Origin of the sequence: Nesterenkonia sp. AY15, from assembly GCF_022565855.1 — a bacterium.
Classification (GTDB): domain Bacteria; phylum Actinomycetota; class Actinomycetes; order Actinomycetales; family Micrococcaceae; genus Nesterenkonia.
The window spans coordinates 526,211-549,928 of sequence record NZ_JAJOYV010000001.1; the positions used below are offsets into that span (position 1 = coordinate 526,211).

Sequence of the window (23,718 nt, forward strand, 5' to 3'; positions counted from 1 at the left end):
ACATCAGCCCCGCTGGTGCCAGCGGGGAAGCGTGGGCCAGACAAGGAGAAATGTGGCCAAGGCCCGCGTACACGAGCTCGCCAAAGAGCTCGGCATCACCTCGAAAGAAGCCCTCGCAAAACTGCAGGGCATGGGCGAATTTGTGAAGTCGCCCTCCTCCACCGTGGAGCCCCCGGTGGCGAAGAAGCTGCGTCAGGCATTCCCTGACGCCAAGCCCGCCGCCGACGCCCCCGCGTCCAACGGCGCTGCCCGCCCAGGTCCGAAGAAGTCCGACGGTGCCTCCGCGCCCGCCGCTGACAGCTCAGGCCCGGCACAGCCCGCCGCATCAGGATCCTCCGCGCCACGGCCCGGCGGTTTCAAGCCCGGCCCCCGGCCCGGCCCGAAGCCTGCTGCAGCGCCCGAACCCGAAGCCCCCGCAGCTGCTGCCCCCAAGGCGTCGGCCCCGAAGGCCGAGACCCCGGCTCCTGAGGCCGAAGCTCCCAAGGCTGCCGAGAAGCCCGCTGCGAGCACGGAGGCTCCGGCTGAGAAGCCCGCCTCCAAGCCCGCCGCATCAGGCGCCAAGCCCGGCGGTCCCCGCCCGGGCAACAACCCCTACGCGCCGAGCCAGGGCATGGGCGCCGAGCGCCAGGCCCCGCGTCCCGGTGGAACCGGCGGCCCCCGCCCCGGTCCCAAACCGGCTGGACCCCGTCCGGGCAACAACCCGTTCGCACCCCAGCAGGGCATGCGCAATGAGCGCAGCGGTGGACCCCGTCCCCGCGGCGGTCAGGGTGCACCAGCCGGCGCTCCGCGTCCGGGTGCACCTCGCCCGGCCGGCGCCTCACGTCCCGGCGCACCGGCAGCAGGCGGCGCAGCCCGCCCCGCAGCCGCACCACGTCCGGGCGGTCCCAAGCCGTCGATGATGCCCAGCCAGACCCCGGCTCCTGCCGGTGGTCGTCCCGGCGCCCCCGCCGGTGGCCCGCCACGCGGCGGTCGCGGCGGCGGTCCTCGCCGTGGCGGCGCAGCAGGTGCCTTCGGTCGCGGCGGCTCCAAGGCCAAGGCTCGCAAGTCGAAGCGCGCAAAGCGCCAGGAGATGGAGCAGCGTCAGTCCCGCGAGATCGGCGGCGTGCGCGTTCCCAAGGGAGACGGCACCACCGTCGTGCGGCTGCGCCGCGGCTCCTCGCTGGGCGATTTCGCCGAGAAGATCAATGCCGAGCCGGCAGCCATGGTCACCGTGCTGATGAAGCTCGGTGAGATGGCCACAGCCAACCAGTCCCTCGACGAAGAGACCTTCCACCTGCTGGGCGATGAGCTGGGCTATCCGGTCCAGATCGTCTCCCCGGAGGACGAGGACCGCGAGCTGCTGAACACCTTCGACATCAACATCGAAGATGAGCTGGCAGCCGAGGGCTCCGACGAGCTCTCCGCCCGTGCCGCCGTCGTGACCGTCATGGGTCACGTCGACCACGGCAAGACCCGACTCCTGGACTCCATCCGCAGCGCGAAGGTGACCGAAGGCGAAGCCGGCGGCATCACCCAGCACATCGGTGCCTACCAGGTCCACGTCGAGCACGAGGGCGTCGAGCGCGGCCTGACCTTCATCGACACTCCCGGTCACGAGGCGTTCACCGCCATGCGTGCTCGTGGTGCGAAGGTCACCGACATCGCGGTGCTGGTCGTGGCCGCCGATGACGGCGTCATGCCCCAGACCATCGAAGCGCTGAACCACGCGAAGGCCGCCAACGTGCCGGTCGTCGTCGCGGTCAACAAGATGGACAAGGAAGGCGCCTCCCCGGACAAGGTCCGCGGTCAGCTGGCCGAATACGGTCTGGTGCCCGAGGAGTACGGCGGCGACACCATGTTCGTCAACGTCTCCGCGCTGCAGCACCTGCACATCGACGAGCTCCTCGAGGCCGTGCTGCTCACCGCAGACGCAGCCCTGGAGCTCACCGCGAACCCGAACAAGGCAGCTCGCGGCGTGGCCATCGAAGCGAACCTGGACAAGGGTCGCGGCGCCGTGGCCACTGTGCTGGTCCAGTCGGGCACGCTGCGGGTGGGCGACAACATGGTCGCCGGCACGGCTCACGGCCGCGTCCGCGCCATGTTCGATGAGCACGGCGAGACCGTCAAGGAGGCCCTGCCCTCCCGTCCGGTGCAGGTGCTGGGTCTGTCTTCGGTGCCTCGCGCCGGTGACACCTTCCTGTCCACCTCCGATGACCGCACTGCTCGGCAGATCGCTGAGAAGCGTGAAGCCGTGGAGCGCAACGCTCAGCTGGCCAAGCGCCGCAAGCGCATCAGCCTGGAAGACTTCGACCAGGCTGTGGCCGACGGCAAGATCGACACGCTCAACCTCATCCTCAAGGGCGACGTCTCCGGTGCCGTGGAGGCCCTGGAAGATGCGCTGCTCAAGATCGATGTGGGTGCCGATGTGCAGCTGCGCGTCATCCACCGCGGCGTCGGTGCGATCACGCAGAACGACGTGAACCTGGCCACTGTGGACAACGCAGTGATCATCGGCTTCAACGTCCGACCTGCGGAGCGCGTCAACGACCTGGCCGAGCGTGAAGGCGTGGACATGCGCTTCTACTCGGTCATCTACGCCGCGATCGATGACATCGAGGCAGCCCTGAAGGGCATGCTGAAGCCAGAGTACGAAGAGGCTTCACTGGGCAGCGCGGAGGTCCGCGAGGTCTTCCGCTCCTCGAAGTTCGGCAGCATCGCCGGTTCGATCGTCCGCTCCGGCCTCATCCGCCGCAATGCCAAGGCGCGCCTGGTGCGCGATGGCAACGTGGTGGCAGACAACCTCACCATCGAGTCGCTCAAGCGCTTCAAGGACGACGCAACCGAGGTCCGCGACGGCTTCGAGTGCGGCATCGGCCTCGGATCGTTCAACGACATCCGCGAAGGTGACAGCATCGAGACCTGGGAGATGCGCGAAATTCCGCGCTCCTGACCAGGCCCGCCGGTTTCACCGGTGACAGCTCCGGGGACCCTGCCACAGGCGGGGTCCCCGGACCTGTCCGCAGACCATACCCACCTGGCCCCGCATCAAGCGCGGATCCAGGCCAGGGACACACAAGTCTTCTGAAAGGAGCGCATCATGGCAGATCCAGCACGCGCCGCCCGATTGGCGCAGCGCATCAAGGTGATCGTGGCCGAGGCGCTGCGTCGCCGGGTCAAGGATGAGCGCGCAGAACTGATCACCGTCACCGACGCCCGGGTGACCAATGATCTCCAGCACTCCACGGTGTACTACACCGTCATGGCCCCGGACGAGGAGTCCCGGGCAGGGGCCGAGGCCGTCCTGGCCGCGAACCAGGGCACCCTGCGCTACGAGCTCGGTCGGCAGCTGAACATCCGGCTGACCCCGACTCTGGAGTTCGTCGCCGACGAGATCCCGGAGACGGCCGCGCACATGGAGGACCTCCTGCGCAAGGCCCGCGAACAGGACGAGCAGGTCGCCGCCCTGCGCAAGGACGCCCAGCCCGCCTCGGAGGAGAAGCCCTACCGCTGGCAGGTCGAGGAGGAGCCGGCCGCATCGCAGGACGACGCCGCATCCGACGACGACGACGCCGGCCGCTCCAGCTCCGCGGATCGCTGAGCGCACGGAAGCTGAGGCTGGATACGCATGGGGAAGAAGCAGAAGCCTGAAGAGCTGGAGGTCGGCTCCGGACTTGTCCTGGTGGACAAGCCGGCCGGCCTGACCAGCCATGACGTGGTCGGACGGATCCGCAAGCTCGCCGGGACCCGCAAGGTGGGCCATGCCGGGACTCTGGATCCGATGGCCACAGGCGTCCTGGTGGTCGGGATCAACCGCGCCACCAGGCTGCTGACCCATATCGTCGGAGTCGACAAGACCTACACCGCCACCGTGCGGCTGGGTCAGTCCACCTCCACCGACGACGCCGAGGGCGAGGTCCTGCAGACCCGGTTCGCCAATGCGGTGACCCCGGAGGCCATCGCGGCCGAGATCGCGAAGCTCACCGGCGCGATCCAACAGGTCCCCGCCACGGTCTCCGCGATCAAGGTGGACGGCCAGCGCGCCCACGCCCGGGCCCGCGCCGGCGAAGAGGTCGCGCTGAAGTCCCGCGACGTCACGGTCCATGACTTCGAGGTCTTCGAGATCCGCCGGATCGACGGCGGCAAGCTCGTCGACGTCGACATCGAGGTCCGGGTCTCCTCCGGCACCTACGTGCGCGCCCTGGCCCGGGATCTGGGCGAGGCGCTCGAGGTCGGCGGTCACCTCACCGCGCTGCGCCGCACCGCGGTGGGCTCCTACAGCATCGACCAGACCCTGACCCTGGACCAGCTGGGCGAGGACTTCGGCTACATCGGCCTCGCCGAAGCCGCCGAGCACCTCTTCCCGGCGCGTCAGCTCACCGCCGAGGAGACCGAGAACCTCGGCTACGGCCGGCGGATCACCGCCTCGGGCACCGGCGAGGACCCGCAGCTCACCGCGGCCTTCGCCCCCGACGGCGAGCTGGTCGCGCTGCTCATCGATGTGCCCGCCAAGAAGGGCGCCTCGGCCTCACCGGACGCCGCCCATGCCGCGGACTCCGACTCCATCGACTACCAGGCCAAGCCCGAGCTGGTCTTCGCGATCAGCACCGGACCTGGCTCGACCGATTCAGCATCGGCGGATTCAGGGTCGCAGACTGCCGGAACCGGGGCTCAGCCCGCCGGAACCGGCGTCACACAGCCGCCCGGAGCCTCCGAATGACGGTGATGTTCCTCATAGGCGCCATCGTCTGTGGGCTCTCCGTGCTGGTCTGCTGGGTGATGACCGCGGCCCGCGACCACCCCGCGGACTCCTCGATCATCTCGCTGGCCGCGATCGAGCTCTACCTCATCGCCTACGGCATCTACGCCGGGATCCGGCAGATCGCCGGGGCTCCGGTGGCCGGCGAGGCGTGGGAGTTCTGGGGCTATATCCTGACTGCACTTCTGCTTCCGGTCGGAGTGTTCATCTGGGCCATGATCGACAAGACCCGCTGGTCCAACCTGGTGATGAGCTTCGTCGGACTTGTCGTGTTCGTGATGGTCTACCGCTTGGAGGAGATCTGGTGGGGAAGCGCGCTATGACCCGGCCGTCGCCGGACGTGCCGGCCAACGCCTCGCCCACTCCGCGCAATCGCGGAGTCGGCATGCTGATCATCACCGCCTACGGCATCTTTGCCGTCTCCTCCTTCGCCCGAGCGCTGTATCAGATCCTCACCGACTTCGACGCCTCCCCGGTGTCCTACTCGCTCAGCGCCTTCGCCGCCGCCGTCTACATCGTCGCCACCCTTGCCCTGGCTCGGATCGGCCCCCGCGCCTGGCTGGTGGCCCTGATCGCGGTGCTGGTGGAGCTGACCGGGGTGCTCGGCGTCGGCTTGTGGACCTACCTTGATCCGGAGCTCTTCAACGAGGCCACCGTGTGGTCCCACTTCGGTGCCGGCTACGGGTTCGTGCCGCTGCTGCTGCCGTTCATCGGCCTGTTCTGGCTGCTGCGGCACCGGCCGGGCACCGAGGCCGCGCGGGACACCCAGTGATGAGCGATAGGCTGATCGGCGTGCAGTTCTGGAATGGTCTTGAAGAAGTCCCCCGCGGGCTCGGACCCACCGCCGTGACCATCGGCAACTTCGACGGCGTCCACCTGGGTCACCAGGAGGTCCTGACCCGTCTGGTCGCCGCCGCCCACGGGCCGGCCGATGGTGCCGCAGTGGACGCTTCTCCGCGCGCCCAGGCCGTGGCGATCACCTTCGATCCGCACCCGCTGCAGGTCCACCGCCCCGAAGAGTCCCCGGAGATGCTCACCGGCACCGCGGAGAAGGTCCAGCGCCTGGCCGAGACCGGCATCGACGCGCTGCTGGTGCTGCACTACAACCTCGACCTCGCCGGGCTCACCCCCGAGGAGTTCGTCAAGACCTATTTCGTGGACACGCTGAACGCCTCCGTGGTCGTCATCGGCCACGACGTGCGCTTCGGCCGCGGAAACTCCGGGAACTTCGAGACCATGGTCGAGCTGGGCCGACGCTACGGCTTCAGCGTGCTCGGCGTGGATGATTTCGCGCTGATCGGGCATTCGGTGGCCGAGACCGAGCGGCGCTGCTCCTCGACCTGGGTGCGTGAGGCCCTGGAGGCCGGCGACGTCGCCGCGGCGGCCGAGGTGCTCGGACGCCCGCACGCGGTGCTCGGCGAGGTGGTCCACGGGGCCGCCCGCGGACGCGACCTGGGCTTCCCGACCGCGAACCTGGGCCGCGACTCCGAGGGCATGATCCCCGCCGACGGCGTCTACGCCGGCTGGCTGGTCGACGCCGCCGGCGCCCGCTGGCCCGCGGCGATCTCGGTGGGCTCGAATCCGACCTTCCACGGGGTCGAGCGGGTGGTGGAATCCCACGTGATCGACCGGCCCACCGAGGCGGTGGAGGACTTCGACCTCTACGGCCAGCACGTGCGGGTGGAGTTCGTCGAGCACCTGCGCGGCATGGTCGCCTATGAAGGCGTGGAGAAGCTGGTCGAGCAGATGTACCAGGACGTGGATCAGACCCGCCAGGTCCTCGCCCGCCTCTCCGTCGAGTAGACCGGATTCGGCACGTGCCCTCCCGTCCCAAGCCACGGCCCGCCCAGCAGGCGCTGATCTCCGACCCAGAACGACGACGTCGCCTGGGCGCCTCCTTCGCCGATGACACCTCGCTCGAGGAGGCCCGGCGCTACGACGCGGTCCGTCCCCGCTACCCCGACGAGATGGTGGACCAGCTGCTGCGCGCGGCTGGATCCTGCGCTTCCGTCGGGCCGCCGGTGGTCGCAGACCTCGGCGCCGGCACCGGGATCCTGACCCGGGCGTTGCTGGCCCGAGGTGCCAGCGTCCACGCGGTCGAGCCCTCTGCGGCCATGACCGAGGTCATGTGCGCCCGCAGCGTCGAGCAGAATCCGGAGCAGAATCCGGAGCAGAGCCCCGGACAGACCCGCCCGCCGCACCGCCTTCAGGTGCACCGCACCACGGCGGAGGCGACAGGGCTGCAGCAGGCGAGCTGCGACGTCGTCGTCGCGGCCCAGGCCTGGCACTGGTTCGATGACGCCCTGGTGCAGGACGAGGTGCGCCGGATCCTGCGGCCGCAGGGAGTGCTGGGGGTGGTCGCGAACTATCTGGACACCTCGGTGCCCTGGGTGCACCGGCTGACCCGGATCATGCGCGCCGGGGATGTCTACCGGCCGGGCTGGACCCCGCCGGTGGACCCGGCACGCTTCATCGCCTGGGACACCACGCAGACCCGGTGGGAGCGGCAGATCACACCTGAACAGATCCGGGAGCTCTCCACCACGCTGAGCTCCTGGCTCTCCGCCGAAGAGCCCGCCCGAGCCCGCCGCCGGGCCAACCTGGACTGGTACCTCGACGAGCACCTGGAGCTCACCCCGGGGGAGCCGGTCGCGCTGCCGTACCTGACCGTGCTGCACACCAGCGTTTCCCGTGTGCCAGGCGCTCCTGTATCGTAGAAAGGTCGCTTCGGCGACGTCGTCATGCTGCAGTCCGCGGTGGCTGACACTGGTCCCTGGCCCTCACGGGCAAAGCCCGGTCCTGTTCGCGGTACAACAATGAAGGAGCTCTTCCATGGCTTTAGATCCCGTTGTCAAACAGGAGATCATCAAGGAGTACGCAACTTCCGAGGGTGACACTGGTTCACCCGAGGTTCAGGTTGCGGTTCTGACGCGTCGGATCTCCGACCTCACCGAGCACCTGAAGGTGCACAAGCATGATCACCACACCCGTCGCGGTCTGATGATCCTGGTGGGTCGCCGTCGTCGTCTGCTGAAGTACCTTGCTGCTACGGACATCGAGCGCTACCGTTCGCTGATCAAGCGTCTCGGTATCCGCCGATGAGCTTCAGCGTCAAACGCTGATCACCAAGCAACGAAACAGGCGGCTCCTGAAACGGTCTTCATGACCGTAGGAGCCGCCTGCTTTGTATGCGAGGATAGTGGGTGGCGCACCCGCCAGTGAGAGGGATCGAACTCATATGTTCCGGTCCTCGGTAGTAGCCTCCGGGAGGCACGACACGTGCCAGGCCCGTGGGCTTCGATCGATGACCGACCGTATGTACGCAGATTCTTTCCTCTCACTGGCTCGCCAGCAATGCACGCTACTGAGAGGAGACACCTGTAATGCAGGGTCCCGAGATTCACTACACCGAAGCCGTGATCGACAACGGATCATTCGGTACACGCACGATTTCCTTCGAGACCGGCCGCCTCGCCAAGCAGGCCGCCGGTTCCGTCCTGGTCACCATGGACGAGGACACCACGCTGCTCTCGGCCACCACGGTGGGCAAGTCACCCCGCGAGGGCTTCGACTTCTTCCCGCTGACGGTCGACGTCGAAGAGCGCATGTACGCCGCAGGTCGCATCCCCGGCAGCTTCTTCCGCCGCGAGGGTCGCCCCTCCGTCGACGCGATCCTGGCCTGCCGCCTGATCGACCGCCCGCTGCGCCCCGCCTTCAAGAAGGGCATCCGCAACGAGGTCCAGGTCGTCGAGACCATCCTCTCGATCAACCCGGATGACCTCTACGACGTGGTCGCCATCAACGCCGCCTCGATGTCCACCCAGCTCTCCGGTCTGCCGTTCTCCGGCCCGATCGGTGCAGTGCGCGTGGCCCTCGTGGACACCGGCTCAGGCGCCCAGTGGGTCGCCTTCCCGAAGCACTCCCAGCTCAAGGACGCCGTGTTCAACATGGTCGTCGCCGGTCGAGTCGTCAACGACGACATCGCCGTGCTGATGGTCGAGGCCGAAGCCACCGATGACTCCTGGAAGCTCATCAAGGAGCAGGGCCGCACCGCGCCCACCGAGGACATCGTGTCCGAGGGCCTCGAGGCTGCAAAGCCGTTCATCAAGGTCCTCTGCGACGCACAGGCAGACCTGGCAGCTCGCGCCGCCAAGCCCGCCATCGACATCCCGACCTTCGTGGACTACGAGTCCGACGTGCTGGCCGCGGTGGAGTCCTCCGCTTCGGAGCGTCTGAGCGCGGTCTACCAGATCGCTGACAAGCAGGAGCGCGACGCTGCCGACTCCGAGCTGAAGGCCGAGGTCCGCGAGGACCTCGCCGGCGAGGGCAAGGAGTTCGAGGGTCGCGGCGGCGAGGTCGCCAAGGCCTTCGGCGCCGTGACCAAGCAGGTCATCCGCCAGCGGATCCTGCGCGACCAGGTCCGCATCGACGGACGCGGCCTGACGGACATCCGCCAGCTCACCGCCGAGGTCGAGGTCCTTCCCCGCGTGCACGGCTCGGCCATCTTCGAGCGCGGCGAGACCCAGATCATGGGTGTCACCACGCTGAACATGCTCAAGCTCGAGCAGAACATCGACTCGCTGTCGCCGGTGAAGACCAAGCGCTACATGCACAACTACAACTTCCCGCCGTATTCGGTCGGTGAGACCGGCCGCGTGGGTTCACCCAAGCGCCGCGAGATCGGACATGGTGCTCTTGCTGAGCGCGCCATCACCCCGGTGCTGCCGTCCCGCGAGGAGTTCCCCTACGCGATCCGCCAGGTCTCTGAGGCCCTGGGCTCCAACGGCTCCACCTCGATGGGTTCGGTCTGCGCCTCGACGCTGTCCATGCTCAACGCCGGTGTGCCGCTGAAGGCTCCGGTCGCAGGCATCGCCATGGGCCTGGTCTCCGACCAGGTCGACGGTGAGACCCGCTACGCCGCCCTGACCGACATCCTCGGCGCCGAAGATGCTTTCGGCGACATGGACTTCAAGGTCGCCGGCACCTCCGAGTTCGTCACAGCCATCCAGCTGGACACCAAGCTCGACGGCATCCCCGCTTCGGTGCTCTCCGCAGCGCTGAAGCAGGCCCGCGAAGCTCGCCTGCACATCCTGAGCGTCATGGCCGCCGCCATCGACACCCCGGATGAGATGTCCGAGTTCGCACCGCGCATCATCTCGGTGATGGTCCCCGTGGACAAGATCGGTGAGGTCATCGGCCCGAAGGGCAAGATGATCAACCAGATCCAGGAGGACACCGGCACCGACATCTCGATCGAGGATGACGGCACCGTGCTGATCGGCGCGACCAACGGCGAAGCTGCTGAGGCAGCCCGCGCCGCGGTCAACGCGATCGCCAACCCGCAGGTCCCCGAGATCGGCGAGCGGTACCTGGGCACCGTGGTCAAGCTGACCACGTTCGGCGCGTTCATCTCGCTGACCCCGGGCAAGGATGGCCTGCTGCACATCTCCGAGCTGCGCAAGCTCAACGAGGGCAAGCGCGTGGATGACGTCGAAGACGTCGTCAACGTCGGCCAGCGCATCCAGGTCGAGATCTCCAAGGTCGATGACCGCGGAAAGCTCAGCCTGGCACCCGTCGTCGAAGGTGACGGCTCCTCGGAGTCGGACAACGACGACGCGTGATCAGCTTCTGCGTCAACGGCTCCAGCTGAGAAGCTGAGCCAAAGAGACGGCCGGTGAGGCTCCCCTGACGGGGACCTCACCGGCCGTCTTCGTGTCACGGGGGTCCCAGGACCAGTGCCCTCTCCAGCTGCTCTGTCGCGCATCGAGTGGGCGATTTGAGGGATCTCTGGGCCCCAGAAGGGCGGAAAAAGCGCCCAAATCGCCCAGTAGATGAAGGCTGTCGGGGTTCCAGCCTGCCCGGACGCAGCTGTATCTCACCCAGTGAGGCGGCGGGGGTTCAGCGGCTCGATGGACCATGACAAGGTGGGTCCCATGGACCATGTGGTGGGATGGCTGTTCCTCGGCTTCTGGGTCGTGCTCGGCGGGGCGGTGGTGGTCCGCCTGGTGCTGGCCCTCCGACGACGACGCCGCGGATCCTCGCTGCAGGATTCGGTGCTGCGCCCGGTGCTGCGAACAGGCACGGCCGGGGTCTGGCCGACCCTCGACGCGCGCGCCGGAGAGCATCCCGAAGACGTGCCGGGGGGGAGCGGAGCGCCGCAACGAGGCGGAGGATCAGCACCACGACCAGGCTGAGGGTCAGTCCCGGGAGTAGTCCCGCGCGTTGCTCACACCCAGCGCATTGGCCACCGCGGCGAGGATGATCAGCAGCGCGGCGACCAGCGGCACCAGCGCCGCGACCTGGGTCCCGAAGCCCTCAGCCAGATACCCGGTGATCGCCGAGGAGGACGACTGACCGATCACGATCGCCGTGGTCAGCAGCGACATCACCGTGGTGGAGCGCCCCCGCGGGCTCCGCTCGGCCACCAGGCTGAACTGGGTGACCAGGGTCGGGCCGATCCCCACCCCCATCACCAGCAGCACCAGCAGCAGCACCGGCAGGGCCGAGGCGAACTGCAGTCCGATGGTGCCCAGCAGCAGCACGCCGCCGAAGCTCAGCCAGCGCGCCTGAAGGCTGAAGCTCGCCGGGAACAGGGCCGCGGCGAGGGCGAAGACCGCCGAGCCGATGCCCATCGCGCCGTAGACCAGCCCGGCGCGTTCGGCGTAGCCGAGGTCGGCCATGAAGGAGGTCAGCGTGGTCAATGTGGAGCCGAAGATCAGCCCGATGCCCAGCGCGCCGGCCATCAGCACCAGCAGCCGCGGCGCGAACAGTGACCGCACCGGTGCGGGCTCCTGGTGGGTGGCGGCGTTCTTGGGCACTACGTCCGCGGTGCGGTGCAGCGCGAAGGTGATCAGGAAGCACAGGGTCAGGATCGCGGCGCCGATCATCGGTGCCGCTCCGCCGAGCGTGGCGGCGAGCAGGCCCACGATGACCGGACCGAAGACGAAGGTGATCTCATCGGCGGCGGACTCATACGCCATCGTGGAGTTCATAGTCTTCTGCTGCCGTGCCGGGGGCAGCTCGCGGAAGATCACGCCCACCAGCCGGCTGCGCGACATCGGCGGGACCTGCGGAGCGGTGGCTCCCACTAAGAAGGCCGAGGTCAGCACGGCCCAGGTGCCGAAGGGGCTATAGACCACCCAGGCCATGGCGAGCAGCGAGAGGCTGCTGGCGGAGCCGGCGATCAGCAGCACCCGGCGCTGGCCCCAGCGGTCCGCCGCGGCTCCGATGAGCGGGCCGAAGATCGCGGTGCCCAGACCGACCATGGCCGATGTCAGTCCGCCCAGGCTGATGGAATCCCGTGCGGCCACCACCAGGGTCAGCACCCCGACCACCATCATCGCGTAGGGGAAGCGCGCCAGCAGGGCCACCGGGAAATAGGCGGGACCCACGGCGCCGCGCAGGGTCTGCCGCGGGTCGGAGCCGGGGAAGCTGGGTGCGGGACGAGTGCCTGGCTCAGCAGCTGGTCGCGGCTGCACGGCGTCGGACTGGTGCGCGGGCATGGTGGTGGATCCTCCGGGAGTCGGCTCTCGCGTGCTCAGTGCCGCCTTGACTCCACAGCGAGGCCGCCGCCGAGACAGGTAGATACACGAAATGTCAGCGCTCCCGCGATGCGGCCGCAGCTGGACCGGGCCGGGGGAGGGCAGAGTTCTCAGCGTACCGGCTGTCCTTCAGCTGGCGCCATCTGCACTTCCTGCCTCCGGCGCTCAACGCGTCGCGCGCCGGAGGGCTTCCTCGGCGCAGGGGCTGTCTGAAGAGAGGGCCACCGGTGGACATCAGCCTCGTGCCCAGGGACGCCAGGGGTGCCGGTGAGGAGGTGCTGAGTTCAAGGAATTGCAGAGGCTTCTCAGCGGAGCGCCGTCGGATGACCCTCTTTGGCCCATAGATTCATCCCGCCCTCCATGCTCTCGACGGTGAATCCTGCGTCGCTCAGGGTCTGCGCCGCCGTCAGACTTCTCCGACCGCTGCGGCACACTGTGATCGTCGGCCGTGCGGAGTCGAGTTCCGGCAGTCGTGTCTGCAGCTGTCCCAGGGGTATATGGAGGGCTCCCGGGATCATGCCAGCGCTGACTTCTTCATCTTCTCGCACGTCAACGATCTGAGCCGTCTCCATCCGTTTGAACGTCATTGAAGGTGAGACTTCCTGCATTGTGGCCTCCTGGGCTACGGGTCGAGGGTCGAAACTGAATTGTGCGCAGCTCAATGTCTGCTCACCGAGGGCCTCTGGTGGGTCTCGTACATCCGTGCCGCCACTATCGCGGCCGAGACTGCGCTGACGGCGGCAGCCACCCATACCGCGGCAGAGAGTCCCATCAGGTCGGCCACGATCCCGCCCAGCACAGCCCCGGCTGCGTAGCCGAGATCGCGCCAGACCCTGTAGACGCCTACCGCTCGACCGCGCCAGGCCGGGTGGGCGACGTCGCCGACCACGGCGAGCAGCGTCGGGTAGACCATCGCAGTGCCGGCCCCGAGCAGAGCCGTGCCCGCGGCCCAGCTGCTGAAGTCATCACCCGAGGCGATCAGTATCAGAGCCACGGCTTGCGTGGACATCCCTGCGGTGATCAGATGTTTGCGCCCGATCCGATCCGAGAGCGCGCCGGTGACCAGCTGCCCCGCTCCCCACACGCCTGGGTATAGCGCGAAGAGAAGCCCGACCTCGCCTACCGAGAGGTCGGCCGTGGCGAAGAGCAGGGGAAAGAGACCCCAGGAGAGACCGAAGTTGAGATTATTGACCAGCCCAGCCTGGCTGGCCGAAGAGAGGGCCGGTTCCCGGAAGCTCGTCTGGACTGCGACCTGCCGGCTGGTGAGGTCTGCGTGCAGGTGATCGTGGGTGCCGTCGGCACGGGCCACATGCTCGGCGGCCTCCAAGTGGGCGTGCCCGATAGTCTCGCGCACGAACGCACCTGAGAGCAGCAGCGCCAGGGCGGTGTAGGCGAGGCCCAACAGGAACGGTGCCGGGCGCAGCCCGAACTGCTCCGCCAGGTATCCCGCCAGCAGGGAGGTCACGGCTACAGCGCCATACCCTGCGGCTTCGTTCAGCCCCATGGCCAAGCCGCGCTTGGTGGGCCCCACGAGGTCGATCTTCATCACTACTGTGGTGGACCAGGTGAGCCCCTGGTTGATGCCCAGCAGGACATTTGCGGCGATGATCCAGCCCCAGTCCGGCGCGAGGATCAACATCAGCGGAACGGGCACGGCGAAGAGCCAGCCGATGAGAAGTACCGGCTTGCGGCCGTACCTGTCCGACAGGGTCCCGGCGAAGTAGTTGGCGATGGCCTTGGTGACGCCGAAGGCGGCGACGTAGGTGAAGATGAACGTATAGCCCGTGAGCTCGAACTCGGATTCCGCGAGCAGCGGGAGCACCGTCTGCTGTTGGCCGACCATGCCTCCCACCAGGGCGTTCACCGCGACGAGGAGGGTGAACTGGGAGATGTTGGCGCGCAGTCCCAGCGTCGGTGGCCCTGCGGGGGACCGACGCGCGCTCATGTCTCCACCTGCGGGCTCGCCGTGAAGCGCTGGGTCCGCTCGACGGCGGCCCCAGCGTTCCTGCGAATGTGAGTGCATCCCGAACCCTTCATGAGGCTCGCCCTTCCTAGGCCGGCGCTGCCCGAGGAGTCGGGCTGATCTCGTATTCCAAAGAAAACTAGAATACTGGTTGTTATGATAATCCAAAGAAGTCTGGAGGATCAATTGGGTGATCGGCAGAAGAAGACCGTGCTGTTCGAGCAGCTGGCTCGAGTGGGGAAGGCGCTGGGCAGCGGCAAGCGCCTGGAGCTGCTGGATCTGCTTGCCCAGGGCGAGCGAAGCGTCGAGCACCTGGCGGCTGCAGCTCAGCTGGGGCTGAGCACCACCTCGGCTCATCTGCAGGTGCTCAAGCAGGCTGGGTTGGTGACCACTCGCCGGGACGGCACCCGGGTGCACTACGGCTTGGCGGGCCTGGATGTGATCCGGCTCTATGAGCAGCTTCGAAATGTGGCCGGTGAACGAGTCTCTGATGTGGGTCGCGCCCGGGAGGACTATCTGGTCAGCGGTCGGGCTGCCGGGGCCCCGGGTGAGCGGGACGAGGTTGGCCGGGACGAGCTTCTGGCCAGGGTTGCCGCGGGCGAGGTCACGGTGCTTGATGTACGTCCTGTCGAGGAGTATGTGGCCGCCCATATCCCAGGTGCCGTGTCCATCCCGGTGGAGGAGCTTCCTCGGCGGATCAACGAGCTGCCGTCCGGTCAGGACGTCGTTGCATACTGCCGTGGCGCCTACTGCGTGCTCGCGTACGAAGCGGTGGATCTCCTGCGTGCCGCCGGCCGGACTGCCTGGCGGCTGCATGAGGGCATGCTGGAGTGGCGCCTGACCGAGCTGCCTGTAGACACAGGCCCTGGCCTGGTGGCCTCCGGAGTGGCTGCACGCCTGCATGACCAGTGAGGACGTCCTCTCCCAGCTCGCATCGGCAAGGTCCAGAGCGCTATGGAGCCCGGGCGACTTGGCTAGATTTGTATACCCCAGGGGGTATGTGCGAGAGTAGTGACATACCCCCTGGGGTATCCATTGACTTTCAAAGGAAGGGATCTCATGCTTCTTGAACGGATCTACGACGAGGACCTGGCTCAGGCCAGCTACTTCATCGGCTGCCAGTCCAAGGGCGAGGCCATCGTCATCGATGCCCGCCGCGACAACAGCGAATACTTCGAACTGGCCGCCCGCCACGGCATGCGCATCACCGCCGTGGCCGAGACCCACATCCACGCCGATTACCTCTCCGGCACCCGCGAGCTCGCTGCCGCCGCGAACGCGGAGGCCTACGTCTCCGGCGAGGGCGGCGATGACTGGCAGTACGGCTTCGACGCCACCCGGCTGACCCACGGGGACACCATCAAGCTGGGCAACATCACCATTGAGGCCCGCCACACCCCCGGCCACACACCTGAGCACCTGGTGTTCCTGGTGACCGACGGCGCCTTCAGCAACGACCCCGGCTACATGATCTCCGGAGACTTCGTCTTCGCCGGAGACCTCGGCCGCCCCGACCTCCTCGATGAAGCCGCCGGGGGAGTGGACACCCGCTTCGTGGGAGCCAAGCAGCTCTTCACCAGCCTCAAAGAGCAGTTCCTCACGCTGCCCGATCATGTGCTGGTCTACCCCGGCCACGGCTCCGGCAGCGCCTGCGGCAAGGCACTCGGCGCGCTTCCCGCCACCACGGTCGGCTACGAGCGGATCAACGCCTGGTGGTCCAAGCACCTGGCCAATGACGATGAACAGGGCTTCATCGATGAGCTGCTCGACGGCCAGCCAGACGCGCACGCCTACTTCGGTCGGATGAAGCGCGAGAACAAGGAAGGCCCCGCAGTGCTCGGCCCGCTGAGCCCCCTCGAGGCCTTCACCTCGGACCAGGTGCGCAGCGCCCTGGAAGAGGACCGCGCGATCTTCGTGGACACCCGCACCAACGACGAGGTCAAGCAGGGCACCGTCCTCGCTGCGCTGAACATCCCCGCCGGCGGCAAGTTCGCCAGCTACGGCGCCTGGGCCTACGACCCGGAGAAGGAGCAGCAGCCGCTGATCCTCCTGGCCGCGGATCAGGACCAGGCCGAGGACATGCGGAATCACCTGATGCGAGTGGGCATCGATGCGGTCAAGGGCTACACGGTCAGCATCGCCGACCTGCCGCAGACTCAGCCGGCCACCATCACCCCTGCCGAGCTGGAGAACTTCGAGCCGGCTCTGCTGCTGGATGTGCGCAACAAGTCCGAACACGCCGACGGCCACGTCCCCGGCTCCAAGCAGCTCAGCGCCGGCCGCGTGCTGTGGAACCAGGATCAGCTTCCTGCTTCCGGCCCGATCGTCACCTACTGCCAGTCCGGGGTCCGGAACTCGGTGGCCGCCAGCGCGCTGCGCCGGCAGGGCCATGACGTCCGCGAACTCGTCGGCAGCTATGCCGGCTGGTCAGACTGGAACAAATCACACTGATCAGACTGTTCTGGTCTCAGCAGCACCACACACTTTTCGAGAGGAAACACCAGCCCTATGGCTAACACCACCACGAGCACCCTGAACCCGACGACGACGGCGGCCGCATCCCCGATGAGCCCCACCGAACTCGTCGAGAAGCTCCGCTCACAGAACGCCCCGCTGCTCGTCGACGTGCGCACCCCTGCGGAGCACGAGTCGCTGCGGGTCCCCGGGTCCCACAACGTCCCGCTGGATCTGCTGCAGAAGAACAAGGAGACCCTGGCCGAGCAGTTCAACGGCGATATCGTGCTGATCTGCCAGACCGGCAACCGCGCCAACCAGGCCCTGCAGCACCTGCGCGCTGCAGGAGTGGACACGGCACGGGTGCTCGAGGGCGGCGTCGTCGCCATGGAAGCGCAGCACAGCCAGCACACGCACCGTGGCCAGCAGCGCTGGGCCATGGATCGCCAGGTCCGGATGGTCGCCGGATCGCTGGTGCTCGCCGGGTTCCTCGGCGGCAAGCTGATCTCCCCGAAGGTCGGCTACGTCGCCGGCGCGATCGGTGCGGGGCTGACCTTCTCCGCGGCGACCGATTCCTGTGCGATGGCCGCGGCGCTGAACAAGATGCCGTGGAACAAGGTGGAGGCTGACCCGACCGTGGAGGCATTCCTGGCGCAGATTCCTCGCTCCACGCAGATCCAGACTCCGGCGTCGCGGGGGTGAGTACCGGTCTCATCCTGGCGATGATCCTTTCCGTCATCATCGGGATCTCGCTGGGCCTGCTCGGCGGCGGGGGCACGATCCTTGCGGTTCCGCTTCTGACCTACGTGGCGGGAATGCCGCCGAAGGAGGCGATCGCCGCCTCGATGTTCATCATCGGGGTCACCTCCGCGGTCAGCGTGGTCGCCCATGCCAAGCGCGGAAACGTGCAGTGGCGGACCGGGTTCATCTTCGGCGCCGCGGCCATGGTGGGAGCCTTCGGCGGCGGACTGCTGGGGAGCCGACTGCCCAGCGTCGTGCTGATGGTGGCCTTCGGCATCATGATGGTCGCCACGGCGTTGGCGATGATCCTGGACCGTCGCGCCAAAGCCTCTGGTCAGCCTAGGAAGAAGCTTCCTCTGGCCAAGATCCTGATCGAAGGACTCGTGGTCGGTCTGGTGACCGGCATGGTCGGTGCCGGTGGCGGGTTCCTGGTGGTTCCGGCGCTGGTGCTGCTCGGCGGGCTCTCGATGCCCGCCGCGGTGGGCACCTCGCTGCTGATCATCTCGATGAAGTCCTTCACCGGGCTCGCCGGGTATCTGACCTCGGTGAGCATCGACTGGGTCCCGGTGCTGATCATCACCGTGATCACGGTGATCGGCGCGCTGATCGGCACCGCGTTCGGCAAGCACGTCCCAGAGAAGGCGCTGAAGAAGGCCTTCGGATATCTGGTGTTGGCCATGGGCGTGGTGGTGTTCCTCCAGGAGCTGCCGCTGGCCTACGGCCTGGGTGCCGCAGCGGCCATCGTGGTGCTGCTCGGGACCCTGCTGTACCGCCGGCGCGGAGATCAGCTGGCAACATAGAGACGAATCAGTGCGAGAAACAGGGAGAGAATCATGAGAGAAGCCGATCCGGAGACACAGCGCAAGATCGTGAACCGCCTGAAGCGGGCCCGCGGCCAGCTGGACTCGGTGATCAACGCCGTGGAGAACGGCGGCAGCTGCCGCGACGTGGTCACCCAGCTCGCGGCGGTGTCCACCGCCCTGGACCGCGCCGGGTTCAGCGTGGTCTCCTCGGCGATGCAGTTCTGCGTCACCGACCCTGAGCGGGCGGCGGAGACCGAGGACGGGTTGACCGTGGAGGAGCTCGAGAAGCTCTTCCTCTCGCTCTCCTGAGCTGAGCAGGCCGGGGCTGCGGGTCAGGGCAGCGCCACCGAGGTGCTCCCGGCTGCATGACGCCGGACGTGCTCACCGCCGTGCATACATTCGAAAGGCCCAGCCGCACATCGGCTGGGCCTTTCGCGCGTGATCGTTCGCATCGGGTTCTTCGCCGCCGCGGCACAATTCCAGACGCTGCCGCGCACCCGCTCCGAGCCGTGCTCATCTCTGGCGGCAGGCCCCTGTGCATCGCTGGCATCATGGGACTCAGCTGCACTGCACAGGAGAGGACACATATGACATTGCTCGTCATGGGATCGGTGAACCGCGACATCACCGCGCGGCTGCCTGAGTTCCCACAGCCCGGGGAGACACTGCTGGCCACCGCGTCGCAGACCGCCACCGGGGGCAAGAGCGCGAACCAGGCAGTGGCCGCAGCGCTGGTCGGCGCCGAGGCGCAGCTGATCGCTCGCTGCGGGTCCGACGCCGCCGGGGCCGAAGCGGTGAACGCGCTGCGCGAGGCAGGGGTTCACGTCGACGCCGTCGCTCCGGGCCGCGGCGCCCAGGGGATGGCCTTCATCACCGTGCGCGCTGACGGGGAGAACACCATCGTGGTGGTCCCCGGGGCCAACGCGGAACTCCAAGCCCAGGACTGCCCGGAAGCGCTGCTGGACCAGGCCGACTGGATCCTGCTCAGCCTGGAGGTCCCGCTGGACACCGTCCTGGAGGTGGCTGCCCGCGCCCGCGCGGCAGGGACCAGGGTGGCGCTGAACGCCTCACCGTTGTCTGAGCAGACGTTGGATCTCCGCGACGTGGACCTGGTGATCGTCAATGAAGGTGAGGCCGACCAGCTGCTGGCGGATGCCGGCGCTGCCCACCGTCACTCGCAGGCCCCGACACCCGAAGACCCGACCGGCGCGCTGGGCATCGAGACCCTCATCGTCACGCGCGCAGCAGCCGGGGCGAGCATCCATGAATCTGGCTTGGAACCGGTGCATGTGCCCAGCGTCCAGGTGCAGGCAGTCGACACCAGCGGCGCCGGGGACGCCTTCGCCGGTGCCCTGCTCGGACGGCTGACCTGCGGAGACAGTCTGAAGACGGCGGCGACCATCGCCTCGAGGTTCGCCGCCGCCACGACCACCCGGCTCGGCGCCCAGGCCTCCTACCCGCGGGACTTCACAATGGCGACAGATTCGTGACCGCGGGCCCTTCCAGAAGCTCCCCGTCGGCGGCGAAGCGTGAGCCGTGCAGCGGGCAGTCCCAGGACAGGGCCGCGTCGTTCCATTTCAGCACCCCACCCAGGTGGGGGCAGATCGCGGAGACCTTGCACGTCTGACCGTCCACGGTGGAGACCCCGACAGGTTTCCCATGGTCGCGACCCACATTGCCCTCGCCCTCCTCGGGGGTGTCCTCGGGCAGCGAGCGCAGCTCGGCGCCCACCCAGCCGGCCACCAGGGTCCCGCCCACCTCCAGGTTGTCCTTGATCCCGGTGAACACGTCCGAAGGCGTGACCATCCGTTTGCTCAGCGTCTCGGCCCAGGCCATGTGCCCGCCGAGGATCTGCGCCGAGATGGCCAGCGCCGCGGCCACCGCGTTGCTCATGCCCCATTTGTTGTACCCGGTGGCCAGATAGATCCTTCCGCCGCCGCGGGGCAGCGCGCCGAAGAACGGGACGTATTGCGCGGTGCGGTAGTCCTGGGCGGACCACACGTGGGTGCGCCTCGCGCCGGGGAAATGGGCCTGCGCCCAGGCCTCGAGATCATCCACGGCGGCGCGCTCGGAGGGTGAACGGCCCACTCCGTGATCGTTGCCGCCGATCAGCAGCAGCTCCTCACCGTTCACCGGGACCGTGCGCAGGGTTCGGCCAGGGGTGTCGGCACTGAGATACATGCCCTTCGGGATGCTGACCGGAGCGCCGGGCACCCGATAGGTCATCGCGTAGGAGCGGTTGGGTTTGAGCTTGGCGAAATAGCCGCCGCGATCCAGGACCGGGACCCCGGTGGCGAGCATCAGCCGCGCCGCGGTCACCTGACCCTGGGAGGTCTCCACGGTCAGGGGCGCCTCATCCACTGCCGGGTCCAGAGGGGAGCCTTCGGTGTCGTCCTCCACCGAGGCCCGGGGAGTTCCCGTACGGGATCTCGCACCGGCGCCCCCGGCAGTGTCGGATGCGTCACCAGCCGCGGAGCCGTTGGAGGTCGCCCCGGTGACCCTGACCCCTTCGATGAGTTCCCCGCCGCGTTGACGGAGCTCCTCGGCCAGGGCGGCGAGGACCTCCATGGGGTGGAATTGAGTCTGCTTCGCCAGTGCCACGGCGCCGCTGACCTCGAACGGCAGATCGGTCTGATCGGTCCAGGTCACCGGCAACCCAGCCTCCTGGCAGGCGGCGAACTCCTCCTGCACCGAGGAGAGTCCGGATTCTGTGGTGGCGTAGGTGTAGGCGGTGCGATGCTGATAGGGCACCCCGTGTTCCTGCATATAGCGGACCAGCCAGGAGACGCCCTCATCGTTGCCGTCCACATACGCCTGCAGCACCTCAGCGGAGTGGTGCCTGCGGATGCTGGAGAGCGTGGTGCCCTGCAGCAGAGAGAGCTTCGCGGTGGTGTTGCCGGTGGCGACGACCCCGACTGCTCGGGCTTCCAGCACCGCCACCTTGTGCCCTGCCCGGGCCAGCAGCACCGCCGTGGTCAGACCGGTCAGGCCCGCTCCGGCGACGACGGTGTCATAGTGCGCGCCCTCGGTGAAGGAGTCGCTGGGGATGGACTCGGGGGAGTAGGTGTCCAGCCAGACCGAGCGGTGGGTGTTCGAGGGCTCATAGGCGGTGTGCGGGCTCTGTGAGTTCACAGGTCGTCCTTCCTCAGGCTGCTGCCGGTGGCCGGGAACGGAGTCCCGGCGATGGTCCTCATCCTGGTGGCTGGAGCTGGGAGTATCCAGCATTCACGCCCGTACCCTCCGCCTGTTCATCCCGCCCGAATCACCTGCAGGGAGTCGGGATCAGCCGCGCATGCCCAGCGCGAAGGGCAGCACCTCTGCCGCACCCGCCCCGCGCAGCTCCCGGGCTGCCACGGTGAGCGTCCAGCGCGAGACGACCTCGTCGTCGACCAGCAGCACCGAGGCGCCGTTGATCTTCTCGGCGAGCTCCTTCGGCACCGCGAACTTCCCCAAGAGCCCGGCCAGCCGGAAGGCGCTGTTGGTGTCCGGGGTGCTGGTGGGACCGCCGTCGACCCACTCCAGTGCTCCGGCGTAGGGCAGCCGACCGACCTGGGCCAGCGCCCGGGCGATGGAGTCCACCAGCACCGGATGCTTCCGGGAGGGCATCGAGACGACGACGTCGGGTCGCCGTGCCCAGCCCCATTCGGCCAGGACCCGGATCGCTCCACGCACCAGCTGTTCGGAGACCTCCGCGTCGGCGCCCTGGAGCGCCTCGCGGACAGGGGTGCCCCAGCCGAGGTCGCTCAGCCGGGCGAGTGCTCGTCCCGGCTGGGACTGTGCCTCGGCCGGGAGCTTTCCCTTGAGGTTGATCCCGAGTGCGTCCAGCCCGGTGGGCCACTGCTTGCGCGGGGCGATCTCCAGACCGACGCGGTCCAGGCTGTCTTTGGCCTCGGCGAGGGCCGACTGGGAGACATCATGCGGGAACCAGGTCTCTGCGCAGGTGTCACAGCGACCGCAGGGCTGGGCTTCCTCGTCGTCGAGGGCGTGGGCCAGGAAGACCATTCGACAGACCCCGGCGGGGAGCCGCTCGTAGTCGAGCATCAGCTGCTGCTCGGCCCGGCGCATCGCCAGGATGGTGTCATAACGCTCGGCGTCATAGGTCCACGGTCTGCCCGTGGAGAGCCAGCCGCCGGAGACCCGGCGGACGCTGCCGTCGACCTCCAGGACCTTGAGCAGCAGCTCCAACGGGGAGCGGCGGATCTCCACCATGGCCTCGAGCTTGGCCACCGAGAGCGTGGTCTCGGGGGAGAGGGCGCCCAGCACGGCATCGGCGCGTTCCTGGGTCGGCATGGAGGCCTGGGCGAAGTACTCCCAGATGCGGATGTCCTCCTTGCCGGGAAGCAGCAGCACGTCGGCGCTGTCTACCGCGCGTCCTGCACGGCCGATCTGCTGGTAGTAGGAGACCGGGGAGGAAGGGGCGCCGAGGTGGACCACGAACCCGAGGTCCGGCTTGTCGAAGCCCATGCCCAGCGCGCTCGTCGCGATCAACGCCTTCACCGTGTTGTCCTTGAGCGCCTGCTCCAGCTGCTGGCGCTCATCCGGGTCGGTCTGCCCGGTGTAGGCGGCGACCTTGTAGCCGTGCGAATTCAGGTGCGCGGCGAGGTCGGTGGCCTGGGAGATGGTCAGCGCGTAGACGATCCCGCTGCCGGTGAGGTCCTTCAGATGTTGGGTGAGCCAGGCGATGCGCTGTTCGGAGTCGGGCAGCGAGAGGACGCCCAGGCGCAGGGATTCACGGCTGAGCGTGCCGCGCAGCACCAGGACCTCCTTGTCAGCCCCCTGAGGTCCGGCAGCTTCCCCGGCAGGGGTGAGCTGGGCGGCGATGTCCTCGACCACCCGTGAGTTCGCGGTGGCGGTGGTGGCCAGGACCGGGACCTCGGCGGGGAGGTTGCGCACGATCTCCCCGATGCGGCGGTAGTCGGGCCGGAAGTCATGACCCCAGTCGGAGATGCAGTGAGCCTCATCGACCACCAGCATGCCCATGCGCTGCAGCAGCCCGGGCAGGACCTCGTCGCGGAAGCGCGGGTTGGCCAGACGTTCGGGGGAGATCAGCAGCACGTCGAGCTCGTCATTGCGCAGGGATTCCATGATGGAGTCCCATTCGTGGGCGTTGGCGGAGCTGACCGCCTGGGCGCGCACCCCGGCGCGGGTGGCGGCGGCGATCTGGTCGCGCATCAGCGCGATCAGCGGGGAGACGATCAGGCTGACCCCGCGTCCGCGGCTGCGCAGCAGATGAGCGGCCAGGAAGTAGACCGCAGACTTTCCCCAGCCGGTCTTCTGCACCACCAGCACCCGGCGTCGTTCCTGCACCAGCGCGGAGATCGCCTCGAACTGGCCGTCACGGAAGTCCACCTCGGCTCCGGCCAGCGCGGCCAGGCGCTCGCGGGCCTCGGTGTAGAAGGCCGGATCGCGCTCGGCGGCGGAGGAGTCAGGGCTGGCTGTGTTCGTGCTGGGGATGCTCACGTGACCACTCTGTCACAGCCC

At 68.1% G+C, this 23,718-nt stretch carries 21 protein-coding genes; 16 read left to right on the forward strand and 5 right to left on the reverse strand.

The features are described 5' to 3' along the window. Positions 1-52 precede the first annotated feature (52 nt). The 10 genes from infB (at position 53) to LSI54_RS02390 (ending at position 10,929) form a co-directional block, all read left to right on the forward strand. Positions 53-2,929, forward strand: a complete 2,877-nt coding sequence (infB, locus tag LSI54_RS02345) for a translation initiation factor IF-2 (protein WP_241477657.1) — start codon at positions 53-55, stop codon at positions 2,927-2,929. 147 nt (positions 2,930-3,076) lie between these two features. Continuing rightward, a complete protein-coding gene (gene rbfA / locus LSI54_RS02350) occupies positions 3,077-3,577 on the forward strand; it encodes a 30S ribosome-binding factor RbfA (protein WP_241477658.1) in 501 nt (166 codons plus the stop codon). A gap of 27 nt (positions 3,578-3,604) precedes the next feature. Further along, positions 3,605-4,696 carry a tRNA pseudouridine(55) synthase TruB gene (truB, locus tag LSI54_RS02355; RefSeq protein ID WP_241477659.1) on the forward strand — a complete coding sequence of 364 codons (1,092 nt, stop codon included), beginning with the start codon at positions 3,605-3,607 and terminating at the stop codon, positions 4,694-4,696. A 5-nt stretch (positions 4,697-4,701) separates the two neighbouring features. Continuing rightward, on the forward strand, positions 4,702-5,058 hold the full coding sequence (locus LSI54_RS02360) for a hypothetical protein (RefSeq protein ID WP_342357715.1): 357 nt from the start codon (positions 4,702-4,704) through the stop codon (positions 5,056-5,058). Further along, a complete protein-coding gene (locus LSI54_RS02365; protein WP_370642648.1) occupies positions 5,040-5,507 on the forward strand; it encodes a hypothetical protein in 468 nt (155 codons plus the stop codon). The genes LSI54_RS02360 and LSI54_RS02365 overlap by 19 nt, the downstream gene beginning before the upstream one ends. Beyond that, entirely contained in the window at positions 5,507-6,538 is a 1,032-nt protein-coding gene (locus tag LSI54_RS02370) for a bifunctional riboflavin kinase/FAD synthetase (protein WP_370642647.1), read from the forward strand. The genes LSI54_RS02365 and LSI54_RS02370 overlap by 1 nt, the downstream gene beginning before the upstream one ends. A 14-nt stretch (positions 6,539-6,552) precedes the next feature. Beyond that, positions 6,553-7,452: a class I SAM-dependent methyltransferase gene (locus LSI54_RS02375; protein ID WP_241477660.1), complete on the forward strand. Its 900-nt coding sequence runs from the start codon at positions 6,553-6,555 to the stop codon at positions 7,450-7,452. Between the two features lie 115 nt (positions 7,453-7,567). Next, positions 7,568-7,837: a 30S ribosomal protein S15 gene (rpsO, locus tag LSI54_RS02380; protein ID WP_036473966.1), complete on the forward strand. Its 270-nt coding sequence runs from the start codon at positions 7,568-7,570 to the stop codon at positions 7,835-7,837. Between the two features lie 281 nt (positions 7,838-8,118). Beyond that, on the forward strand, positions 8,119-10,356 hold the full coding sequence (locus LSI54_RS02385; RefSeq protein ID WP_241470076.1) for a polyribonucleotide nucleotidyltransferase: 2,238 nt from the start codon (positions 8,119-8,121) through the stop codon (positions 10,354-10,356). Between the two features lie 312 nt (positions 10,357-10,668). Continuing rightward, on the forward strand, positions 10,669-10,929 hold the full coding sequence (locus LSI54_RS02390; protein WP_241477661.1) for a hypothetical protein: 261 nt from the start codon (positions 10,669-10,671) through the stop codon (positions 10,927-10,929). Positions 10,930-10,932: 3 nt separating this feature from the next. Here LSI54_RS02390 and LSI54_RS02395 read toward each other — a convergent pair whose 3' ends face one another. From LSI54_RS02395 to LSI54_RS02405, 3 genes are all read right to left on the reverse strand, one after another. Continuing rightward, a complete protein-coding gene (locus LSI54_RS02395) occupies positions 10,933-12,237 on the reverse strand; it encodes an MFS transporter (RefSeq protein ID WP_241475455.1) in 1,305 nt (434 codons plus the stop codon). Between the two features lie 344 nt (positions 12,238-12,581). Then, on the reverse strand, positions 12,582-13,028 hold the full coding sequence (locus LSI54_RS02400; protein WP_446740410.1) for a rhodanese-like domain-containing protein: 447 nt from the start codon (positions 13,026-13,028) through the stop codon (positions 12,582-12,584). Further along, on the reverse strand, positions 12,935-14,221 hold the full coding sequence (locus tag LSI54_RS02405) for an MFS transporter (protein ID WP_241477663.1): 1,287 nt from the start codon (positions 14,219-14,221) through the stop codon (positions 12,935-12,937). Before LSI54_RS02405 ends, LSI54_RS02400 begins: the two co-directional genes overlap by 94 nt. Before the next feature lie 204 nt (positions 14,222-14,425). Between LSI54_RS02405 and LSI54_RS02410 the strand changes: the two genes are divergently transcribed. From LSI54_RS02410 to LSI54_RS02435, 6 genes are all read left to right on the forward strand, one after another. Then, complete coding sequence (locus LSI54_RS02410; protein ID WP_241477664.1) at positions 14,426-15,151, forward strand: ArsR/SmtB family transcription factor; 726 nt, start codon at positions 14,426-14,428, stop codon at positions 15,149-15,151. A gap of 147 nt (positions 15,152-15,298) precedes the next feature. Then, entirely contained in the window at positions 15,299-16,690 is a 1,392-nt protein-coding gene (locus LSI54_RS02415) for an MBL fold metallo-hydrolase (protein WP_241464115.1), read from the forward strand. 57 nt (positions 16,691-16,747) lie between these two features. Then, a complete protein-coding gene (locus LSI54_RS02420; protein WP_241464116.1) occupies positions 16,748-17,395 on the forward strand; it encodes a rhodanese-like domain-containing protein in 648 nt (215 codons plus the stop codon). Then, on the forward strand, positions 17,392-18,234 hold the full coding sequence (locus LSI54_RS02425; RefSeq protein WP_241464118.1) for a sulfite exporter TauE/SafE family protein: 843 nt from the start codon (positions 17,392-17,394) through the stop codon (positions 18,232-18,234). Before LSI54_RS02420 ends, LSI54_RS02425 begins: the two co-directional genes overlap by 4 nt. A gap of 33 nt (positions 18,235-18,267) precedes the next feature. Further along, positions 18,268-18,546: a metal-sensitive transcriptional regulator gene (locus LSI54_RS02430; protein ID WP_036473958.1), complete on the forward strand. Its 279-nt coding sequence runs from the start codon at positions 18,268-18,270 to the stop codon at positions 18,544-18,546. Positions 18,547-18,824: 278 nt separating this feature from the next. Then, complete coding sequence (locus LSI54_RS02435; RefSeq protein ID WP_241477665.1) at positions 18,825-19,727, forward strand: ribokinase; 903 nt, start codon at positions 18,825-18,827, stop codon at positions 19,725-19,727. On the opposite strand, the gene LSI54_RS02440 is transcribed toward LSI54_RS02435, so the two are convergent. Continuing rightward, a complete protein-coding gene (locus LSI54_RS02440) occupies positions 19,705-21,369 on the reverse strand; it encodes an FAD-dependent oxidoreductase (protein WP_241477666.1) in 1,665 nt (554 codons plus the stop codon). The two genes, LSI54_RS02435 and LSI54_RS02440, sit on opposite strands and share 23 nt — an antisense overlap. 150 nt (positions 21,370-21,519) lie before the next feature. Next, complete coding sequence (locus LSI54_RS02445) at positions 21,520-23,697, reverse strand: RecQ family ATP-dependent DNA helicase (protein ID WP_446740411.1); 2,178 nt, start codon at positions 23,695-23,697, stop codon at positions 21,520-21,522. Positions 23,698-23,718 lie beyond the last annotated feature (21 nt).